This is a genomic window from Pseudomonas defluvii (genome assembly GCF_001695625.1).
GTDB lineage: Bacteria > Pseudomonadota > Gammaproteobacteria > Pseudomonadales > Pseudomonadaceae > Aquipseudomonas > Aquipseudomonas defluvii.
Genome location: NZ_MBPN01000291.1, coordinates 1 through 899, shown reverse-complemented (window position 1 = coordinate 899; position 899 = coordinate 1). Strand labels below are relative to the sequence as shown.

1 protein-coding gene is annotated in these 899 nt (G+C 51.3%); it reads right to left on the bottom strand.

Annotation, left to right across the window (positions count from 1 at the left end; translation table 11 throughout):
- Positions 1 to 899 (bottom strand): formylglycine-generating enzyme family protein (locus tag EKA13_RS27385; RefSeq protein WP_083199937.1); only part of this gene is annotated, 899 nt, incomplete at its 3' end.

Below are 899 nucleotides of genomic sequence, written 5' to 3'. Positions count from 1 at the left end.
TTTACAGGCTCATCAGCCCAGCGCCGAACCGTACTCGCGGAAATTAGCGGCCCTTCGGCATAGGTTGAGCCTCTGTGTATGCGGAGTGTTCCCGTTTCTGGGCCGGTTGGATTTTCCACCGGGGAGTGATGATAGTAATCCGCACCATACCAGTCATTAACCCAGTCAACGGCGTTGCCAGACAGGTTGTAAATGCCTAGGGGGTTGGGTACAAAACGGTCTACAGTAAAGGTGCGCGTTTCATTGGGGTGAGGAAAATTTCGCCCATAGTCCAAAGCACCGTTATCGGTAGCAAAAAATACATACTGACCACGGTTGCGAGCGGCATATTCCCATTGGGCTTCAGTAGGTAAATCTACAGGGTAACCACTCAACTGGCCCAGCCAGCCACAGTAATCTTTGGCTTCTTGCCACGCTTGAGGGAAGGCGGGTTTTTTAGGCTGGTACCGGAACTGCAAGTCCTCTCGCTTTCGTAGCTCTTTATCAAAAAGAGGTTTGCCTTGGGCAATAAAAAATAAATCGAAGTCTTTTAGCGTGGTCTGGAATTTAGAAAAATAGTAGCCGCTCAACTTAACCGGATGAACAAAATCATCATCCCCATCCATGCTGATGTTGCACAACCGCTCTGGCTCAACCCCACACGGCCATTCACACATATCATGCGGATTATCATCACACTTCCAGCCAAAATCCCCCATCTGAAACTCGCCGCCTTCGACAAACACCATATTGTCCAGCGACTGCACCACGGTATTGAGCAGTTGGGTGCGTATGTCGGTGGACAGCTTCGGGTAGGTCTGGTCGATGGTCGTCGCGATCTGCGCGACTTTTTCTGCGGAGAGTTTTTCGCTCTTGGGCAATGGCAGGGATTGGGCCTGGCAGCCGGTCAGCAACAGCAG